The organism is Mucilaginibacter sp. P4_C11 (assembly GCF_056402115.1).
This window is the reverse complement of record NZ_JBFUIA010000061.1, coordinates 1-17,399: the sequence shown is the minus strand read 5'-3', so window position 1 is coordinate 17,399 and position 17,399 is coordinate 1. Positions and strand designations below refer to the sequence as shown.

At 42.1% G+C, this 17,399-nt stretch carries 17 protein-coding genes; 12 read left to right on the top strand and 5 right to left on the bottom strand.

Annotated elements, in window-relative coordinates:
* Positions 1–226: transposase (locus AC1DU2_RS30250; RefSeq protein WP_477389268.1), on the top strand; the 226-nt coding region annotated here is incomplete at its 5' end.
* Positions 227–333: 107 nt separating this feature from the next.
* On the opposite strand, the gene AC1DU2_RS30245 is transcribed toward AC1DU2_RS30250, so the two are convergent.
* Complete coding sequence (locus tag AC1DU2_RS30245; protein WP_477389266.1) at positions 334–489, bottom strand: DUF2683 family protein; 156 nt, start codon at positions 487–489, stop codon at positions 334–336.
* A 213-nt stretch (positions 490–702) separates the two neighbouring features.
* Between AC1DU2_RS30245 and dnaK the strand changes: the two genes are divergently transcribed.
* Positions 703–2,604, top strand: a complete 1,902-nt coding sequence (gene dnaK, locus AC1DU2_RS30240) for a molecular chaperone DnaK (protein WP_477359182.1) — start codon at positions 703–705, stop codon at positions 2,602–2,604.
* 185 nt (positions 2,605–2,789) lie between these two features.
* Here dnaK and AC1DU2_RS30235 read toward each other — a convergent pair whose 3' ends face one another.
* The 3 genes from AC1DU2_RS30235 to AC1DU2_RS30225 all read right to left on the bottom strand — a co-directional run bounded on the left by AC1DU2_RS30235 (position 2,790) and on the right by AC1DU2_RS30225 (position 5,616).
* Positions 2,790–3,488: a response regulator transcription factor gene (locus AC1DU2_RS30235; RefSeq protein WP_477389264.1), complete on the bottom strand. Its 699-nt coding sequence runs from the start codon at positions 3,486–3,488 to the stop codon at positions 2,790–2,792.
* Position 3,489: 1 nt separating this feature from the next.
* Complete coding sequence (locus tag AC1DU2_RS30230; RefSeq protein ID WP_477389263.1) at positions 3,490–5,094, bottom strand: sensor histidine kinase; 1,605 nt, start codon at positions 5,092–5,094, stop codon at positions 3,490–3,492.
* A gap of 114 nt (positions 5,095–5,208) precedes the next feature.
* Positions 5,209–5,616, bottom strand: coding sequence for a hypothetical protein (locus tag AC1DU2_RS30225; RefSeq protein WP_477359191.1), 408 nt, complete (start codon positions 5,614–5,616; stop codon positions 5,209–5,211).
* A gap of 145 nt (positions 5,617–5,761) precedes the next feature.
* On the opposite strand from AC1DU2_RS30225, the gene pdeM reads away from it, so the two are divergent.
* From pdeM to AC1DU2_RS30200, 5 genes are all read left to right on the top strand, one after another.
* Positions 5,762–6,427 carry a ligase-associated DNA damage response endonuclease PdeM gene (pdeM, locus tag AC1DU2_RS30220; protein WP_477389261.1) on the top strand — a complete coding sequence of 222 codons (666 nt, stop codon included), beginning with the start codon at positions 5,762–5,764 and terminating at the stop codon, positions 6,425–6,427.
* Between the two features lie 162 nt (positions 6,428–6,589).
* Positions 6,590–7,372 (top strand): succinate dehydrogenase cytochrome b subunit, encoded by a 783-nt coding sequence (locus AC1DU2_RS30215; protein WP_477359197.1) that lies wholly within the window; start codon positions 6,590–6,592, stop codon positions 7,370–7,372.
* Positions 7,373–7,525: 153 nt separating this feature from the next.
* Positions 7,526–9,460: a fumarate reductase/succinate dehydrogenase flavoprotein subunit gene (locus AC1DU2_RS30210; RefSeq protein ID WP_477359200.1), complete on the top strand. Its 1,935-nt coding sequence runs from the start codon at positions 7,526–7,528 to the stop codon at positions 9,458–9,460.
* A gap of 125 nt (positions 9,461–9,585) precedes the next feature.
* Positions 9,586–10,371: a succinate dehydrogenase/fumarate reductase iron-sulfur subunit gene (locus AC1DU2_RS30205; RefSeq protein WP_477359203.1), complete on the top strand. Its 786-nt coding sequence runs from the start codon at positions 9,586–9,588 to the stop codon at positions 10,369–10,371.
* Between the two features lie 132 nt (positions 10,372–10,503).
* Positions 10,504–11,877, top strand: a complete 1,374-nt coding sequence (locus AC1DU2_RS30200; protein WP_477389259.1) for a hypothetical protein — start codon at positions 10,504–10,506, stop codon at positions 11,875–11,877.
* Between the two features lie 60 nt (positions 11,878–11,937).
* On the opposite strand, the gene AC1DU2_RS30195 is transcribed toward AC1DU2_RS30200, so the two are convergent.
* On the bottom strand, positions 11,938–12,690 hold the full coding sequence (locus AC1DU2_RS30195) for a hypothetical protein (RefSeq protein ID WP_477359209.1): 753 nt from the start codon (positions 12,688–12,690) through the stop codon (positions 11,938–11,940).
* 93 nt (positions 12,691–12,783) lie between these two features.
* On the opposite strand from AC1DU2_RS30195, the gene AC1DU2_RS30190 reads away from it, so the two are divergent.
* The 5 genes from AC1DU2_RS30190 to AC1DU2_RS30170 form a co-directional block, all read left to right on the top strand.
* Positions 12,784–13,005 (top strand): hypothetical protein, encoded by a 222-nt coding sequence (locus tag AC1DU2_RS30190; protein WP_477389257.1) that lies wholly within the window; start codon positions 12,784–12,786, stop codon positions 13,003–13,005.
* Positions 13,006–13,478: 473 nt separating this feature from the next.
* Positions 13,479–14,927: a circularly permuted type 2 ATP-grasp protein gene (locus AC1DU2_RS30185; protein ID WP_477359212.1), complete on the top strand. Its 1,449-nt coding sequence runs from the start codon at positions 13,479–13,481 to the stop codon at positions 14,925–14,927.
* A gap of 108 nt (positions 14,928–15,035) precedes the next feature.
* Positions 15,036–15,971, top strand: a complete 936-nt coding sequence (locus tag AC1DU2_RS30180) for an alpha-E domain-containing protein (RefSeq protein WP_147052910.1) — start codon at positions 15,036–15,038, stop codon at positions 15,969–15,971.
* Positions 15,972–16,084: 113 nt separating this feature from the next.
* Positions 16,085–17,068: a transglutaminase family protein gene (locus AC1DU2_RS30175; RefSeq protein WP_477389255.1), complete on the top strand. Its 984-nt coding sequence runs from the start codon at positions 16,085–16,087 to the stop codon at positions 17,066–17,068.
* Positions 17,069–17,282: 214 nt separating this feature from the next.
* On the top strand, positions 17,283–17,399 hold a 117-nt coding region (locus tag AC1DU2_RS30170), incomplete at its 3' end, for an IS1/IS1595 family N-terminal zinc-binding domain-containing protein (protein ID WP_477356830.1).

The window sequence follows — 17,399 nt, the reverse complement described above, 5'->3', positions numbered from 1 at the left end:
GAGCCATTGGGCTATCGAAAACAACCTTCACTGGACGCTTGATATGGTTTTCAAAGAGGACAATTCGCTCAAAAAGAAAGGGAACTCGGCTTTGAATTACAATATCATTGCAAAAATGGCCTTAAATATCATCGAACGGGAAACTGAATCTAAAAGCAGTAAACCACAAAAAAGAAAACGGGCAGCCTTGGACGATGAGTTTAGAAGCAAGTTACTCGCAGGTTAAAAAAGTTAAAAGCGATTTCCCTGCCGGCCAGGGTGCCTAAGGCCTGTGCAGTATGAGCGGATGACCCGGCCGCAGGCAACGCCCTTGTTAGTTGATTAGGTTTTGTACTATTTTAAATTCCAGATATCTGCCGGTTCTATTTTGGTTATTTTACCCGATTTTAAATCGCTTTCACTTCTCTGCATCTTAGCCATAAATGCGGTACTGTAGGGTTTGTTTTTATTTTGTTCTTTTCGCTTGAACTTTACAGGCAGATTTTTCATAACACTAATCTAAGAATTTAATCAAACCTTTCGCCTTTTACCTTTCTCCTTTCACCTCCAACGAAGCGATTTCTGCCAACCTGTCACCACAGTTTATGACTTTTCTGACGCAATAATTGTCATCCTGACCATATGCCCTGCCAAACGCGTTTGGCACAAACGTTGATAAATAGGAGTTGTAGTAATTTAATAAAATCAAGAAAAAACAATCATATGTCTAAAATAATTGGAATCGACTTAGGAACAACAAACTCCTGCGTGTCTGTAATGGAAGGTAACGAGCCTGTAGTTATAGCAAATAGCGAGGGAAAACGTACTACGCCATCCGTTGTAGCTTTTATTGATAACGGCGAGCGTAAAGTTGGTGATCCGGCTAAACGTCAGGCAATCACTAACCCTACAAAAACCATTTCGTCTATCAAACGCTTTATGGGTAACCAGTTTAACGAGGTTACTAACGAGGCTGCACGCGTACCTTACAAAGTGGTTAAAGGTGATAACAACACCCCACGTGTTGAAATTGGCGACCGTAAATACACTCCACAAGAGATTTCGGCCATGATTCTTCAGAAAATGAAGAAAACTGCCGAAGACTTTTTAGGAACTGAAGTTACTGAAGCCGTTATTACTGTACCTGCTTACTTTAACGATGCACAACGCCAGGCAACTAAAGAAGCCGGTGAAATTGCTGGTTTAAAAGTTCGCCGTATTATTAACGAACCTACTGCTGCTGCCTTGGCTTATGGCTTTGATAAAGCGCATAAGGATATGAAAATTGCAGTTTTTGACTGCGGTGGTGGTACGCATGACGTGTCAATCCTTGAATTAGGTGACGGTGTATTTGAAGTAAAATCAACCGATGGTGATACTCACTTAGGTGGTGACGACTTTGACCAGGTAATTATTGACTGGTTAGCTGACGAATTTAAAAGTGACGAAGGTATTGATCTGCGTAAAGATCCAATGGCTTTGCAGCGTTTAAAAGAATCGGCCGAAAAAGCTAAAATTGAGTTGTCGAGTTCTGCACAAACAGAAATAAACTTGCCATACATTACCGCTGCCGATGGTATGCCTAAACACCTGGTTAAAACTTTAACCCGTGCTAAATTTGAGCAACTGGCAGATAGCCTGATTAAACGTACTATTGAACCATGTAAAACAGCATTGAAAAATGCAGGTTACAGCACATCAGATATCGACGAAGTTATCCTGGTAGGTGGTTCTACACGTATCCCTGCTATTCAGGAAGCTGTTCAGAAATTCTTTGGCAAAACTCCATCAAAAGGTGTTAACCCTGATGAGGTTGTAGCTATCGGTGCTGCTATTCAAGGTGGTGTATTAACAGGCGAAGTTAAAGATGTGTTGTTGTTAGATGTTACCCCGCTTTCATTAGGTATCGAAACAATGGGCGGTGTAATGACCAAATTAATTGAGTCGAACACAACTATCCCTACAAAAAAATCTGAAACTTTTTCAACGGCCAGCGATAGCCAGCCATCTGTTGAGATTCACATATTACAAGGCGAGCGCCCAATGGCTGCGGGTAACCGTACTATAGGTCGTTTCCACCTGGATGGTATTCCACCAGCACCCCGCGGTGTGCCTCAGGTTGAAGTAACTTTTGATATTGATGCCAACGGTATATTGCATGTATCTGCTAAAGATAAAGCAACAGGTAAAGAGCAAAAAATCCGCATCGAAGCTTCTTCAGGTTTAACTGATGCCGAGATCAAAAAGATGAAGGACGAAGCAGAAGCTAATGCGGATGCCGATAAAAAAGCACGTGAAGAAGTTGAAAAACTTAACGGTGCTGATGCGCTTATCTTCTCGACAGAAAAACAACTGAAAGAGTACGGTGATAAAATTGGCGCTGATAAAAAAGCCCCTATCGAAGCTGGTTTAGCTAAGTTAAAAGAAGCTTACGCTGCTAAAAACTTTGATGCTATTGAAGCCGCTCAAACTGAACTGAACGCTGCATGGGCAACCGCATCTGAAGAGATGTACAAAGGTGCTGCCGATGGTGGTCAGCCTCAGCCAGAAGCTAACGCAGGCGCACAAGATCATGGCGACACCGTAACTGATGTTGACTTTGAAGAAGTAAAGGACGAGAAATAATATCAAGTTTCGTTTAATATATAGCAAAGCCCGGTTGAAGAAATTCAGCCGGGCTTTAGTGTTTTTATAGGAACGATGCAACCTCGGCACTATTAAAACAAACTTGACAGGTTAAATGGGTTGTATAAACGGAGAGATTCTTTGGCGCTTTATTATAGACTAATTACGAGTTATTGATAATAACTTTACCACACCAGTTTATACCCCAAACCTCTCACCGTAATAATCTGCACGTTGGGATCGGCCTTTAAATGGCCGCGAAGCTTGCTGATAAAAACATCCAGGCTGCGGGCGTTAAAAAAGCTGTCGTCGCCCCAAATTGTTTCTAACAGCATTTTGCGCGGGATTACTTCATGCTGATTTTTACAGAGCAGATTAAGGATATCACTTTCGCGGTTGGTTAGCTGCCAGTTGTTGATACCCTGCCGAACGGTATTTTTAAGCCGAGTAAAAGTGATATTGCCAATTTGGTAACTATCGTTTAATGGTTTTACCTGCCGCGCGGGCCTTAATAAACGGTTGTCGCTCAGCAAAACCTTAATGCGCACAACAAGTTCCTCCACGCTAAATGGTTTTTTCAAATAATCGTTGGCTCCCGATTCAAAACCGGCCACTACATCTTTTGGCTGCGACCGGGCGGTTAAAAAGATAATAGGCGTAATGTTGTCAGTCTCGCGTACCCTTTTAGCTACCTCAAAACCATCCATCTTGGGCATCATAATATCAAGCACCAAAATATCGGGCTTGTGGTTTTTATAGTTCGCCAGGGCTTGTTCGCCATTGGCGCATAAAGTAACGTCAAAGCCGGTTTCTTGCAAGCTTTCGCGCACTATGTGGGCCAGCGCCAATTCATCTTCGGCAAACAGGATGCGTGTTTTATCCATTTTATAAAGGAATTGATACTATAAATTCGCTGCCTGCATTTACTTCACTTTTTACGGTTACGCTGCCTCCATGCGCTTCTGCAATATATTTCACATAGTTTAAGCCAAGGCCGGTACCTTTTACGTTGTGTATGTTACCGGTAGGTACACGGTAAAATTTTTCAAATATCCTGTTTAGATGAGCTGTAGGGATACCAATACCGTTATCCTGAATAGTAAATACCGCCATATTATTACTTTTGGTTAGGGTTATATTGATAATGGCAGGTTGGGCGCTATACTTCACCGCATTATCCAAAATATTGATCAATACATTTTTAAAATGCAGCTTATCGGCAGTAATATCAATTATGCCTGCTTCATTTTTATAAGTAATGGTTGTGGCCTTATCCGTTTTTGATCTTTCTGCAGTTATTAATTCATTTACGAGCGCGTCGATATTAATGTTCTCCTTAATGAGTTTAACCTCCTTATTCTCAAAAGCGGCCACATCAAGCACTTTGCTCACCAACTCATTCAGCCGGGCCAATTCATTTCGGGATGTTTCCAGGTAGCGTTGTGTTTTTTCGGGATCATTTAATACATTATACTTCTGCATTCCCTCAATAGCAACGGTAATGGTAGCAATTGGTGTTTTTAGCTCATGGGTCATGTTATTGATGAAATCGTCTTTAAGCTCGCCCAGCGCTTTTTGCTGGTTTAGGGTTTTTATAATATAGTAGAAACAGAAAATAGTAAACAGCACCAACAATACCGATAACAGCAACACCGTCATCATACTTTTTAAAACTGCCCGCTGCGGGTTATAAAATCTTGCGCTGGTATATAAATGATTGAAAATATTATGGTTAAGCTCTGTAAACCCGTGGTAAAAATATGGATACTCCGTGGTTTGGCTATAGTTTGAATTTGGCTTGCTCAATGCCGCCGGGATGGTTGAAAAGCTTAATTCAAATGGCGAGTACACGTGCATTTTTTCTAATTCGGCAGTATAATAGTTATGCAGCTTTAAACTGTCGGCCTGTCTGTAATTCTTAGGCATTTCGTACATGCCGCTTTTAACAATTTGGTGATGAGCAAAAATGCTGTCGCGTGGCACATTACTATGGGCTTTTAAATAGGCATCAATTTCATCGTGGTGGGTCATAATATCATCCATTTCCAATATGTTATTAATGCTATTCATAAAAGAGGGCACATAAAATGACATTTCGGTAAGCACCTCTGGTATGGTTGCCTTATGATTTATTTTTTGGCGGTAAAAATCAATGATATTATTAGTTGTGTGAAAGGGCTCGCCAAATCCGGTATGCGCTGTGGTAATCATTATCCCAACTTGTTTGTGGATGGTGTCGGCTTCGCGAAGGGTATCAAACTTAATAACAACGGACGGGTCCGAAAGCCGTTTTACCAATATTATTCTGATAGAGTCGAAGTAATCCTTCTTGCAGCTATCCAGAGCCTGCTGCATGGCTATGTCTATTTGGGTATCAAACCTTTTTTTATTTACCTGGTAGGCATTGATACTCCAATAACATTGAAATACAATGATGCCGGTTAATGATAGTACAACTAGTGCTAAGGCAATTTTAAGCTTACGTTTCATATTAAATTGATTGATGAAGGTAAAGCTAATTACACTTCAAACAATCAATACCATCTGTTAACATTGCTTAACATTAAATAAGATAGCTTAAAAAAAGCAATAACGCACCTAAGGCTATTGTTTTTTAAGGGTGTAAATAAAGTTGTAGGTGCCCAGGGTTTTCGTCCATACCAGGCTATCGCCTTTGGTGCTTTGTTTAAATGTGCCGTTTAACAGCAAACTCCAGTTGAAATTGGCGGTATGGGCAAGGCTATCGGTAAAGGTTATTTCATTACCTGCTATTACGTAACTACCCCTGCTTGTTTGTGCTGCTGTGGAACCACCCTGGTAATTATTACCGCTGATAACAATTTCGGCGGTACCGTCAAGCAAGCCCGATCTATCGGTCATGGATGCTGTATTTAAACTCTTGAACGAACCTTTGTATGTTCCCTGTAATTGTTGGGGCGTAATTTTATCATCTTTACACGCGGCTATCATAAAACAGGCAAATGAAAAAATTAAAAGGCGGTGCGCTTTCATATAATTGATTTTATTTAATTACGGTTAATTATCAGGTTGTGTTACAAGTGATTGAAAATATTAAAATTAAGCCGCACCCTTGTACATTCAATTACAAGAGCTTATCAAGTTGCCCCCGAAATAAATTCATAACTTTGTTGTTGTTATGATGATTAGTGTGGCAACTCCCTTTAATTTACTCAACCAGGATCTGTTATTGCTCCCTCAAAAAGCCATTTACTGGCAACAGCAAAAAGCTTTAATAATAGCCGATGTGCACTTTGGTAAAGTGGGGCACTTCCGCAAAGCAGGGATAGCTGTGCCCCGTGATATGGAACAAAGCGACCTGGCCACGCTATCTGACCTGGTGCACGAGCACAAGCCCGAAAAACTCATTTTTCTTGGCGATCTGTTTCATAGCGATATGAATAACGATTGGGATTGGTTTATTCTTTGGCGCAGCCAGTTTCCGGGATTGCAAATCATCCTCATAAGGGGAAACCATGATATTATAGCCGACAGTAACTACCAAAAACTCAATATCGAGCTGCATGACGAATTATTGATTGGCCCCTTCCTGATGCTGCACCATCCCTTGCCCGACGATAAGCTGCAAAACGCGGACGGTTATGTTTTTTGCGGACACATCCACCCTGGTGTAAACCTGAGCGGTAAAGGCAGGCAAAGCATAACCTTACCCTGCTTTGCGTTTGGCAGCAGGCAGGCAATATTCCCGTCATTTGGTAAATTCACCGGTAAAATAGCCATCCACAGCCGACAGGCAGATAAAATTTTTGCCGTATTGAAAGATAAAGTAGTCGCGATCGCCTAACGCGCGTTTCATTTACAGCTTATTTTACGCCGTAATTTTTGTGTAATTATATTGTAATTTCTTAGATTGATTCTAAATAACTTTTTAGGGGTTAATAAGCCGGATGCATTTATATCTTTTGGCATATAATAGATACTTTTGCCCAAATAAATCTAATTCATAATGAGCGAAATTAAACAAACCTTTAACTCATCGCTGGGCAAAAAGCTGATCATGGCTTTAACAGGCTTGTTTTTGTGTACTTTTATTATTGTACACCTTGGGGGCAACCTGTTGCTATTTAGCAACGATAACGGTTTTGGTTTTAATGTGTATGCCAACTTTCTTACACATTTTGCACCAATTGAAGTAATTGCGTATATCCTATACCTGTCTATAGCGGTACATGCGCTTTACGCATTAATTATTACGGTTAAAAACCGCAAATCACGCCCGGTGGGTTATGCTATCCAGCCAAAATCTGATGCTACCTGGTCGTCAAAAAACATGGGCCTTTTGGGCTCAATCCTGTTGTTGTTTATCGTTATACACATGGGCGATTTTTGGTTTCGCTACCATAATGACAAGGAAATGGGCTTTAAAGAGTATCGCACCGACTTGGCAACAGGCAAAACAACCGAATCTGTTTACACACCTGTTTCGGAGGATTTTAACCATTCTGTTTCTGTTGAAAACAATGTAGAAATTGTAAGGGTAAAAGATTTGCATGCACGCGTGGTATTTAGCTTTAGCCATTTATGGTATGTAGTATTTTACGTGATTGCCATGGGTGCACTATCATTCCACCTGTTGCATGGTTTCCAGAGCGCTTTCCGCACACTGGGCTGGGTACACCGTAAATATACACCTATTGTATATGCTATTGGCACCTGGTTTTTTGCAGTAATTATCCCACTGGGTTTTGCCGCAATGCCAGTATATTACTATTTTGTAGTTAAAGGTTGATTAAGTTAAATGAGTTGATTAGGTTGATTAAGTTGAATGGTTAATTAAGTTAAATGAGTTGATTAAGTTGGAAAATAAACACCCTTTCAAACTCACTACTCACCACTCACAACTCACCAAACCAACCACTCACTAATATAAAATATAAAAAAAATGAGTTTAGATGCTAAAATTCCAGAAGGCCCATTAGCCCAAAAATGGAGCAAGCATAAATTTGACCTGAAGCTGGTTAACCCGGCCAACAAGCGTAAATACGATATTATTGTTGTAGGTACCGGTTTGGCAGGCGCATCAGCAGCAGCCTCATTGGCCGAGCTTGGTTATAACGTAAAGGCTTTTTGTTTCCAGGATAGTCCACGCCGTGCGCACTCTATTGCGGCACAGGGTGGTATTAACGCTGCAAAAAACTATCAGAACGACGGCGACAGTGTGTTCCGTTTGTTTTATGACACTATAAAGGGTGGCGATTACCGTGCCCGTGAAGGCAACGTATACCGCCTTGCCGAAGTATCAGTAAATATCATCGACCAATGCGTAGCACAGGGTGTTCCTTTTGCACGCGAATATGGCGGCTTGCTGGATAACCGCTCATTCGGTGGTTCGCAGGTATCACGTACGTTTTATGCACGTGGCCAGACAGGGCAACAATTGCTTTTAGGCGCATACTCGGCATTGAACCGCCAGATACACGCCGGCAAGGTAAAAATGTATACCCGTACCGAAATGCTTGATGTGGTTACCATTGATGGCCATGCCAAAGGTATTGTTACCCGTAACATGATCACCGGTTCAATTGATACACATGCAGGTCATGCAGTGTTGTTGTGCACAGGGGGATACAGCAATGTTTTCTACCTGTCAACCAATGCAATCGGCTCAAACGTAACGGCTGCCTGGAGGGCTCACAAACGTGGTGCATTCTTCGGTAACCCTTGCTATACCCAAATTCACCCAACCTGTATCCCGGTAACCGGCGATCATCAGTCGAAGTTAACGCTGATGTCTGAGTCATTAAGAAATGACGGACGCGTTTGGGCGCCAAAAACAGTAGAAATTGCCGAACAGTTACGCAAAGGAACAATTAAAGCCGACCAGGTAAAAGAGGACGACCGCGATTACTTCCTGGAACGTAAATACCCTGCTTTTGGTAACCTGGTACCGCGCGACGTGGCTTCACGTAACGCCAAAGAAATGGTTGCAGAAGGCAAGGGCGTAGGAGGCTCGGGTTTCGCGGTATTCCTTGACTTTGCCGACGCCATCAAACGTTTAGGCGAGGATACTGTTAGGGCAAAATATGGTAACCTGTTTGATATGTACATACAGATTACGGATGAAAATCCATACAAACAACCAATGCGTATTTACCCGGCTGTACACTATACCATGGGTGGCCTTTGGGTTGATTATAACCTGAGCACAACCGTACCTGGTTTATATGCTTTGGGCGAATGTAACTTTAGCGACCATGGCGCCAACCGTTTGGGCGCTTCTGCTTTGATGCAGGGCTTATCTGATGGCTACTTTGTGATCCCTTTTACCCTTGGTGATTACCTGGCCAAACTTGGCCCTAAAAAGGTAGACACCACGCACCCTGCCTTCGAAGCTACTAAAAAGGACGTAATAACTTATATCAATAAATTGCTTGCTTTAAAAGGCAATAAAACTGTAAACGAGTATCACCGCGAGCTTGGCCACATTATGTGGGAATATTGCGGTATGGCCCGTACAGCAGAGGGTTTAACAAAAGCCAAAGGTTTGATCCAGGCATTGAAAGCCGATTTCTGGGTGAATGCCATTGTTACCGGTGAAAACGAAGAAGTAAACGCTTCATTGGAAAGGGCCGGCCGTATTGCCGACTTTATCGAGCTTGGCGAACTGATGGTTGATGATGCACTGATGCGTAACGAATCATGCGGTGGCCACTTCAGGGTTGAATCGCAAACGCCAGATGGTGAGGCATTGCGCGACGATGACAACTTCGCGTTTGTAGCTGCCTGGGAATTTAAAGGCGAAAACCAACCGGAAGATTTACACAAAGAACAACTGGTATTTGAAGCAGTTCATTTATCGCAACGAAATTATGCTTAGTAGCTGCGCAGTAGCAAGTATATAGTATCAAGTAGTAAGACTTAAAAACTCATACAACCAATACAACTACTTGATACTTGATACTAACTACTTGATACTAACATTTGATACAAAATCTTAAAGAGATGAGTAACGGAAATATGAACCTGACGCTGAAAGTATGGCGTCAAAAAAATGCTCAAACATCGGGCAAATTCGTGACTTACAAGGCTGAAAATATTTCGCCCGATATGTCATTTTTGGAAATGCTTGACGTTGTTAACGAAAGTTTGACCCATAAAGGCGATGAGCCAATTAACTTTGATCACGATTGCCGCGAAGGTATTTGCGGTATGTGCTCGTTATATATCAATGGCCACCCGCATGGGCCAAAGCGTGGTGTTACTACCTGCCAGCTGCACATGCGTACCTTTCATGATGGCGAAACCATCACGATTGAACCGTGGAGAGCTTCAGCATTCCCGGTTGTGAAGGATTTGGCAGTTGACCGTTCGGCGTTCGACAGGATACAGCAGGCTGGCGGTTATGTATCGGTAAATACCGGCGTAACAACCGATGGTAATGCCATCCTTATCCCGAAAGTTATTGCCGACGAGGCATTTAACTCTGCTACCTGTATTGGTTGCGGTGCCTGTGTTGCAGCATGTAAAAATGCTTCGGCGATGTTGTTTGTATCTGCAAAAGTTACCCAGCTGGGCTTGTTACCGCAAGGCCAGCCAGAGCGTTATAGCCGAGTACAATCAATGGTGGCCCAAATGGACGAAGAAGGATTTGGCAGCTGTACCAATACCGGTGCCTGCGAAGCTGAATGCCCTAAAGAGATCAAGCTTACTAACATTGCCCGCATGAACAATGATTTCTTTAGCGCTAAATTGTTCAGGGAAGAAGAAATTCATGATGTAAAACACTAGGCTGTTTTAACTTGATAATAAAACAAAAGGCCTGGAGTTTATCCGGGCCTTTTGTTTTATAAATGCAATTATTAATTTAAACGAAACAAAATTAATGAGAACGGGTTAGTAGGTAAACAATTATGATTTTTTATGAGAAAATTTACCCTACTACTGTCAATAACTATTTTGCTTTTTGGTGCCTGTAAAAAAGATTCAAACTCAATTAACAACAATACCGATACCAGCCGGAAAACCGATACCCTCTCCGGTTCCATTACTACCAGCGTAACATTGGATGCCAATAAGAACTATTATTTAAAAGGGCAGGTTTATGTTAAAAACAATGCAGTACTTACTATTCCGGCGGGCATTACCGTTTACGCCGAAAAACAGGATGCTGCCGATAAGAAAACAGTACTGGTGATAACCGAGGGGGCAAAATTAATTGTTAATGGCACAGCAGATAAACCCGTGATATTTACGTCTGCAGCTACCGCAAAATCGCCCGGCGATTGGGGCGCGATAATACTTTTAGGCAGTGCGCCTACCAACACCGGCACAGGTAATGTTGCCGGTTTGCCCGTATCCGACGACACCAAATACGGCGGTACAAATTCTGCCGATAATTCGGGCTCTATTACTTATTTGAGATTGGAATACGCAGGTGGCATAAACCCGCCCGCCGAAGACGAATGGGTTGTTGATAAAGCAAGCGGACTGTTAATGGCCAGTGTAGGCTTGGGTACAAAAGTTGATAATGTAATGGTTAAATACTCCAATGATGATGCCTTTCAATTTGTAGGCGGAACAGTAAATGCCACTCATCTTTTGGCGTACAATAACGGAGACGACGATTTTGATTTTGACCTTGGTTATACTGGCCACCTGCAATTCTTGATTTCGTATCGAACCAAGGCCTCATCTCCGGCTTTAAGGGCAAACGGGTTTGAAAGTTATAACGATGAAGTTCCAACTGCCAATGCTCCCTTAACCCGTCCGGTGGTCACAAATATGACTATTATAGGTCCGCAGGGGATGGAAACGGTAAAAACTAATTTGAACCAGGCTGTATATATGCGCAAAGGTACCAGGCTTGCTATCAGGAATTCGATTGTAGCCGAGTATCCACAGGGAGGGTTCATGGTATGCCCCAGAACAAGACCTGTGATTTTAAGTAATAATAATGCCGAATTCAGGAGTAACCTGGTACAATCAGACACGACGGCGCGTGCCTTTTCCCGCGACCTTGACTACATTGTAGTCGCCGATCCTGAATTAACGGTATTTGAAACAAATATCGTTAATAAAAACACGGTTATAATTGCGTCAACAGATTTTAAACTTAAAGCAATGTACACGGGCAGCACACCTGATCTCACCCCGTCAGAAGGCTCTCCGGCTTTAAACGGCGCTGATTTTACGGGGAATGATTTTAACAATTCATTTTTTACTACGGTTACCTATCGCGGCGCTATTGGCACTTCAAACTGGGCGGGAGCAAGTAATTGGGCTAATTGGAAATAATAAATCTTTAACTACGTGAAACAAGATAGGGCTTCGGATAGCAACTCCGGAGCCCTTATCTTATTTTCTGGCGGTTAAAGATCCCTTAAGGGGCCATGTAGGTTGCGCGTCTGTTTCCATAAAAAAATCGCTTTTATTGCCGGCCAAGGTTTGCATATAATTATGCAGCATGTTGCCGGCCTTTATAACCGCATTTTCACGACCATCTGTTTGATAACGATTATCGGTAAGCCGAATAACCTGAACCCTGGTGTTTTGCCATCTGGTGATACTGATGCTCATAAACCACGAATAATAAAAGCTATAATTTATTCGAAGTAATTCCCACTGCGTGTTATACTGATTGGTGTCCCCATTAAGTTCAACTGTGTATAATTGAAACTGCTGATCGGTTATCGTTTGCAAAGCCAGCGATGAATTATCGCCCCCACAATCGTTATACTTATCTTCATATTCCTTTTTAAGGTCGTTAAAATCAATAATGTATTCTATATACAGGTCGTGATATAGCTCATGCGTAGCAATCAGCGCCCGGCGGTTACGGGTTGCGCCATCACGGATATGCTGGCTAAAACTTAAATGGGCACGTTCTTCAATTTCGCTTTTGGTGCGGCCGCATTCGCTGCAAAACATGCCATCTTTGTATTCCTGAACATTAAACTCGTACTTTTTCCGCCTGGCGTCGATTTTTGACTTAATCTTTTCGAATTTCACTTTACACCCATCGTCGGCATTGTCGGCCAAAACAGAAGTTTGCGCCGATGCAGAGCGGTAACTTACCAGGAAAATGATAATACCTAAAATAGTTTTCATGTTCAAAAAAACCGAAAAGCTTGAAACTGGATGGTTTAAATAGGGCAGGCTTTATTGTAAGCTTACTACCAATTTAAGCAGAATATTTTTGATATGCTCAAAACCGGAATATTATTTAAAAAAAACAAAGGTATTGGTGCCGTCGATTATTGGGGTGTTAGGGATAAAAATGAACCCGGATTATATTGGGTGCGGCCGCCTGCCTGTGTTAGCTTGGCAATTACTTGTTTTACTGGCTGCACCTTGTTAATCAACCAACCTTTTTTCAATAAATTTTGTGGTATCGCTTTCACCTTCGCCGCCAATTTTCGTTAACTTTATCGGGAACGCGATCCTTGATATTTGAAACACAGAATCGGTGCTAAACCTATTGAAGAATATATTGAAACTCTCTGATGTAGTATCAACTGCGTTGAGGTTTGTCGTTGTTTTAGCGGGCAGCGCGCCTTTTTTCCATTTGCAATTATTGTTAGCAGAAACCAACAATAACAGTGTCACATATAACAGCCCATATTTCTTTATGATTTGAAATAACACGAAAATTGTATCAGTTGTTATGCAACAATATACTGCCTGCCACTAATATTTTAGGTGAAGATAATCAGCCATTAAAATAAGTTTTGTCAGTATAAATTGCCATATCAATACCTAAACTTTATGAAAAATGAAAAATCAATCAAAATAATCGTAAAAAATTCAAAATAATTTCCTTTTTTATCAAAAACACTTCATAAATTACATTTTTAAAAAATAACTGATTAATAATCTTTAAATCTTCACAATTTCACATGCAGGAATCAGCTTATTTTGATAAATATAACCCAATAGGTGGTGTTTGGGACGAAATGTATGGCCTGGACAACAATGTTCGTGAACATTATCGCAAGGTAATTGAATATATTTCGCAGGAATCGGCCGACGATTTGAACAAAAAAGAGGAGCTGGCCAAACGTCTTTTTATGAGCCAGGGTATCACCTTTACGGTGTACAACAGCGGCGAGGGTATTGAAAAGATTTTCCCCTTCGACATTATTCCGCGCATTATTACCGCCAGCGAATGGGCTTTTGTAGAAAAAGGTATTAAACAGCGCCTTACCGCGCTAAACCATTTCCTGAAGGATATATACAATAACCAGTTTATTGTAAAAGATGGTATTGTGCCTATTGATATCATTTACTCGTGCCCGCACTTTTTGCGCGAGATGTACCAATTGAAGGTACCTTACGATATCTATGTGCATATCTCGGGCATCGACCTGATCCGCGACGAGGACGGTACTTTTTATGTGCTGGAGGATAATTTGCGCACCCCATCGGGCGTGAGTTACATGCTGGAAAACCGCGAAATAACCAAACGTTTATTTCCGGATTTGCTGCCCCAGTGCGGCGTACGGAGTGTTACGGAATACCCTACCATATTGTATAAAAACTTGCTGGCATTATCTCCACGGCAAATCTCAAACCCCACTATCGTGTTGTTAAGCCCGGGTATTTATAACTCGGCTTATTTTGAGCATACCACCCTGGCCCGACTGATGGGCGTTGAACTGGTGGAAGGGCGCGACCTGGTGGTAAACAACCACAAGGTTTATATGAAAACCACCACAGGCCTGCAGCAGGTAGACGTAATTTATCGCCGGGTTGATGATGAGTATTTAGATCCGCTGGTATTTAACCCCGCAAGTATGCTGGGCGTAGCAGGCATTATGGGCGCTTACCGTAAAGGTAACGTAGCCATCGTAAATGCTGTTGGTACTGGTGTGGCCGATGATAAAGCGGTTTACGTATACGTACCAGACATGATCAGATATTACCTGAACGAAGAGCCTATACTGAAAAATGTACCCACACACCAGTTGGGGAACCCCGACGAACGGGAGCATGTTTTTAAAAACCTGAATAAAATGGTAGTAAAAAAAACCAACGGCAGCGGTGGCTACGGCATGCTGATGGGACACGCGGCATCGGAAGAGGAAATTGAAGAGTATAAAAAAGAGATACTGAAAGATCCGCGTAATTTTATAGCACAACCTACCATTAGTCTTTCGGCAGCGCCATGTTACATGCAGGGCTCATTAAAACCACGCCGCATCGATTTAAGGCCTTACGCATTGTACGGGCCTGATGGTATTGAAATAGTACCTGGCGGACTAACCCGTGTTGCGCTAAAAGAAGGCTCATTGGTGGTAAACAGCTCGCAGGGCGGAGGCAGTAAGGATACGTGGGTGCTGGCATAAAGCCCCCCAGCCCCCTGAAGGGGGAGTGAAAATAGTATAGTTGAATTTTAAATAAACATCCCCCTTATCGTTCCCCCTTCAGGGGGGTAGGGGGCTTAAAGAGCTAATATGTTAAGCAGGGTTGCAGCAAGTTTTTATTGGTTAAGCCGTTACATTGAGCGCAGCGATGGTATGCTGAGGATGCTCAAAATTAATTATGCCTCTTCGCAGGATACCGTACAGGAATTTACCTGGGAACCGGTGATCAGGATTTTTGCCGGAATTAAAGAGACGGAAATTGAAAAACTGGAGAATGACAGCCGGGCAGTTTTAAAATACATGGTTACGGGTAAAAACAACCCTAACTCGATACTGAACATTATAACCCTGGCCAGGGAAAACGCGCGTGGCGTGCAGGAGCATATCTCCAAGGATCTTTGGCAATGCCTTAACGAGTATTACCATACTGTAAAGGATTCGCGCCTGGAGCGCTCCCTGCAGCGCGAGGACCCTATTGGCGTGCTTGATATATTGATAAAACAGGTAATGCTTTATTACGGTACAGCAGAAATTACGATGGAGCGTGGCGAAGGCCGCAGCTTCATGAATATTGGCAAATACCTGGAGCGGGCCATCCAGTCGGTAGATATTTTGGATACCAAATTCAGCTCGGTAAGCGATAACCCAGACTTGCTGACAGACACCACCTATTGGAAACATCTCTTGTTGTCATTAGGCGGATATGAACTTTATCTAAAAACCTACCGTGAGGGTTTTGAGGCAGAAAACGTTTTGGAACAGGTAGCATTGAATAATGATTTCCCCCGCTCGGTTATCTACTCGGTAAATAACATACACCGTTATTTTGACAGGTTGAAAAATGACAGTAACGTAGATACCTTCCGCGAGATGTCATTCCAGATAGGCAGGTTGCAAAGCCGGATCAAGTACAGTTCGGTAAAGAGCATCCGTGATGAAGGGCTGCATTTATTTTTAACACAAACCAGGAAAGAACTTTATGGCATTGGTAACTCATTAAACGAATATTACTTTGCAAACTCATAATCTTGATTTGAAGATTTGAGAATTTGAAGATGAATGAAAGAGCGATTTGATTGGATAGGCCGACATGGCATTTTCAAATTTTCAAATCCTCAAATTAACTAATTCAAAAAAACATGCCCGACTTTAAGATACAGCATATTACCAAATACAGTTACGAAGGGATGGTGCGCGACAGCGCCAACCAGATTGTTCTTTATCCAATTAAAGACGAATACCAGGATGTAACATACCATGAGCTGAATATAACCGGCAACCCGGTGGTAGATACCCATATTGATTACTATGGTAACGAAATAGGTAGCTTTACCTATAGCGAGCCGCATTCGGTAATGGTTATCAATTCAAAATTAAGTGTAACCACCAGGCAGCGGCCATTACCTGTTACAGATATTTTCCCGGACCAACAATGGGAATATCTTAAACACATCCAGTACATGGTGCCTTATATCGACTTTTTGAAACAGGAATATTTTGAAGGCTTGCCCGAACTACAGGTTATTGTAGACCAGGAACGCGCTTACGATGATACACCATTCCAGATAGCGCTACGCTTTTGTGGCTATGTATATCAAAACTTTGAATATATTAAGGGAGTAACCACTGTTGAAACTACGCTTGACGAGGTTTGGAAACTAAAAGCCGGTGTTTGCCAGGATTTTGCGCACATTTTAATGGTGATGCTGCGCCTGCTAAAGATACCTGCGCGCTACGTAAGCGGTTATATTTGTACCAATAGCAGCACTATGCGCGGCGAAGGTGCCACCCATGCCTGGGCCGAAGCCTACATCCCGGATTATGGCTGGCTGGGTATCGACCCTACTAATAATTGCATCGCTAATGAAACCCATGTGCGTTTGGCCGTTGGCCGTAATTTTTCAGATTGTTCGCCGGTAAAAGGTGTTTATAAGGGCACATCTGGCCACAAACTGGAAGTAGCGGTTAGTGTGGATGATGACGAGAGCACTTTTACAAGTATTGATGATAAAGCCCATCACGATAATGCCATAGAGCATCGTGCAACCGATAACACAGCTAAAAACAGCTATCAAAGGCATATGGAGATTATTCAGCAGCAGCAACAACAACAACAACAGTAGATGTGCAGATATGCAGATTTCAGATGTGCAGATGCTGGTAGCGTTTGATAGATGTTTTGATTTTAATTATACCAATGTCATTAAAGATATAATTGCCAAAAATAGTTGGTAGAATATTTGTAATCGACTGTAATAAAGGAATATACATCAAGCAAATTGAAATCGGTTTCAATTTGCTTTTTTTGTTATATGAAATCGTCAAAAAAAGGCGTGTTTGACCTGTAAGAGCACGGATGTAATAAAGTGGGGCAAGCAGAATAAAAAACAGCGATATAAGTGTAAATCATGTGGGCAATTGTTTATTCGGCAGCACGCTGGTGTAAGAGATAAG

Coding starts and splice junctions, on each gene's coding strand:
- AC1DU2_RS30245 (WP_477389266.1), bottom strand. CDS start 489: ATGAAAAATCTGCCTGTAAAGTTCAAGCGAAAAGAACAAAATAAAAAC.
- dnaK (WP_477359182.1), top strand. CDS start 703: ATGTCTAAAATAATTGGAATCGACTTAGGAACAACAAACTCCTGCGTG.
- AC1DU2_RS30235 (WP_477389264.1), bottom strand. CDS start 3,488: ATGGATAAAACACGCATCCTGTTTGCCGAAGATGAATTGGCGCTGGCC.
- AC1DU2_RS30230 (WP_477389263.1), bottom strand. CDS start 5,094: ATGAAACGTAAGCTTAAAATTGCCTTAGCACTAGTTGTACTATCATTA.
- AC1DU2_RS30225 (WP_477359191.1), bottom strand. CDS start 5,616: ATGAAAGCGCACCGCCTTTTAATTTTTTCATTTGCCTGTTTTATGATA.
- pdeM (WP_477389261.1), top strand. CDS start 5,762: ATGATGATTAGTGTGGCAACTCCCTTTAATTTACTCAACCAGGATCTG.
- AC1DU2_RS30215 (WP_477359197.1), top strand. CDS start 6,590: ATGAGCGAAATTAAACAAACCTTTAACTCATCGCTGGGCAAAAAGCTG.
- AC1DU2_RS30210 (WP_477359200.1), top strand. CDS start 7,526: ATGAGTTTAGATGCTAAAATTCCAGAAGGCCCATTAGCCCAAAAATGG.
- AC1DU2_RS30205 (WP_477359203.1), top strand. CDS start 9,586: ATGAGTAACGGAAATATGAACCTGACGCTGAAAGTATGGCGTCAAAAA.
- AC1DU2_RS30200 (WP_477389259.1), top strand. CDS start 10,504: ATGAGAAAATTTACCCTACTACTGTCAATAACTATTTTGCTTTTTGGT.
- AC1DU2_RS30195 (WP_477359209.1), bottom strand. CDS start 12,690: ATGAAAACTATTTTAGGTATTATCATTTTCCTGGTAAGTTACCGCTCT.
- AC1DU2_RS30190 (WP_477389257.1), top strand. CDS start 12,784: ATGCTCAAAACCGGAATATTATTTAAAAAAAACAAAGGTATTGGTGCC.
- AC1DU2_RS30185 (WP_477359212.1), top strand. CDS start 13,479: ATGCAGGAATCAGCTTATTTTGATAAATATAACCCAATAGGTGGTGTT.
- AC1DU2_RS30180 (WP_147052910.1), top strand. CDS start 15,036: ATGTTAAGCAGGGTTGCAGCAAGTTTTTATTGGTTAAGCCGTTACATT.
- AC1DU2_RS30175 (WP_477389255.1), top strand. CDS start 16,085: ATGCCCGACTTTAAGATACAGCATATTACCAAATACAGTTACGAAGGG.